Origin of the sequence: Enterobacter cloacae complex sp. P16RS2, from assembly GCF_014982155.1 — a bacterium.
In the GTDB taxonomy this organism is placed as follows: Bacteria; Pseudomonadota; Gammaproteobacteria; order Enterobacterales; family Enterobacteriaceae; genus Enterobacter; species Enterobacter cloacae_M.
The window spans coordinates 1-2,152 of record NZ_JADCKW010000067.1; the positions used below are offsets into that span (position 1 = coordinate 1).

The 2,152-nt window shown below is 49.0% G+C and carries 2 protein-coding genes; both read left to right on the top strand.

What is annotated here, in order from left to right; all coding sequences use genetic code 11:
- Positions 1–296: 296 nt before the first annotated feature.
- Positions 297–1,379, top strand: coding sequence for a dTDP-glucose 4,6-dehydratase (rfbB, locus tag INF68_RS22805; protein ID WP_193525468.1), 1,083 nt, complete (start codon positions 297–299; stop codon positions 1,377–1,379).
- 2 nt (positions 1,380–1,381) lie between these two features.
- On the top strand, positions 1,382–2,152 hold a 771-nt coding region (rfbD, locus tag INF68_RS22810; RefSeq protein WP_193525469.1), incomplete at its 3' end, for a dTDP-4-dehydrorhamnose reductase.

Consider the following 2,152-nt stretch of genomic DNA (forward strand, 5'->3'; position numbering starts at 1 on the left):
CAAAATAATGACTGCCGCTTTTTGTTATTAATTCTATGATTACAGTGGGTTACAGGGTCTAAATACGGATCGCTTTGTAGCGATTTGTGCTTGTTTCTGAGGTCATTTAGGACGACAATTAACGCCAGTTTTTTGTCTGTATCCAGACAAGAAAAATCATTTAATCAGACATCGCTCAGTGCACTGGTAGCTGTTAAGCCAGGGGCGGTAGCGTGCTCATTTTCTGAAACCGTTAATAAATGCTCAGGTTTCAGAACGCCAGTTTCCAGACATATACACTAGACGGAACAGATAACGTGAAAATTCTTGTGACGGGCGGGGCCGGCTTTATCGGCTCAGCGGTTGTACGACATATTATTAAAAATACCCAGGACGACGTCGTCAATGTGGATAAGCTGACCTATGCCGGCAACCTTGAGTCGCTTAGTGAAGTCAGCGACAGCGACCGATATGCTTTTGAACATGCGGATATTTGCGATAAAGACGCCATGGATCGCATTTTCGCAAAGCATAAGCCTGATGCGGTGATGCACCTGGCCGCTGAAAGTCACGTCGATCGTTCCATCACCGGCCCGGCTGCGTTTATCGAAACCAATATCGTTGGCACTTATGTACTGCTGGAAGCCGCTCGTGCGTACTGGTCAACGTTGGATGAACAGGCGAAGAAAGCGTTTCGTTTCCATCACATCTCAACCGACGAAGTGTATGGTGATTTGCCGCATCCTGATGAGCATCCGGCGTCAACTGAGCTGCCACTCTTCACTGAGACCACGGCTTATGCGCCTAGCAGTCCGTATTCGGCGTCGAAAGCCTCGAGCGATCATCTTGTTCGTGCCTGGCTGCGTACCTACGGTTTCCCCACCATTGTCACCAACTGTTCAAATAACTACGGCCCGTACCATTTCCCGGAAAAACTGATCCCACTGGTTATCCTGAATGCGCTGGACGGAAAAGCTCTGCCTATTTATGGCAAGGGCGATCAGATTCGTGACTGGCTATACGTTGAAGACCATGCGCGCGCACTCTATACCGTTGTGACTCTGGGGAAACCGGGGGAGACATATAATATCGGTGGGCATAACGAGAAGCAAAATCTGGACGTAGTGCATACGATTTGCGATTTGCTTGATGAGATTGTGCCGAAAGAGGGGTCTTATCGCGATCAGATTACGTATGTTGCTGACCGTCCCGGTCATGACCGCCGCTACGCTATTGATGCGCATAAAATTAGTGTTGAACTGGGCTGGAAGCCTGAGGAAACGTTCGAAAGCGGGATTCGTAAGACAGTGGAATGGTATCTGAGCAATCAAAATTGGGTTAACAACGTGAAAAGCGGCGCTTATAAAAGTTGGATCGAGCAGAACTACGGGGAACGTTAATAATGAATATTCTTCTGTTCGGTAAAACAGGGCAGGTGGGGTGGGAACTCCAGCGTGCGCTTGCCCCACTAGGTAACTTGATAGCGGTCGATGTGCATTCAAAAGAGTATTGCGGGGACTTTAGCAACCCTGAAGGAATTGCGGAAACCGTTCGTGTAATTAAACCAGACGTCATTGTCAATGCGGCGGCGCATACAGCAGTAGATAAGGCTGAATCTGAGCCTGATTTTGCCAGGCTGCTAAACGCGACAAGCGTTGAAGCGATAGCCAAAGAAGCGGCCAAAATAGACGCATGGGTTGTGCACTACTCTACCGACTATGTATTCCCCGGCGACGGCGAAAAGCCATGGCGTGAAACGGATTTGACTGCTCCGCTTAATGTATACGGTGAGACAAAGCTAGAGGGCGAAAAGGCATTGCAGGCGCATTGCCCTAAGCATCTTATTTTCCGGACCAGTTGGGTATATGCGGGGAAGGGCAACAATTTCGCTAAGACGATGTTGCGGCTCGCAAAAGAGCGTCAGGAACTCTCTGTTATCAACGATCAAGTTGGTGCTCCAACGGGCGCTGAATTGTTAGCAGACTGCACAGCGCATGCTATTCGTGTCGCAATGATGAAACCTGAAGTTGCTGGCCTCTACCATCTGGTCGCGTCGAATACGACAACCTGGTATGACTATGCGGCACTGGTGTTTGATGAGGCCAGAAAAGCAGGTGTTGAGTTGGCTATTGAAAAGCTTAATGCTGTTCCAACATCGGCTTACCCAACTCCT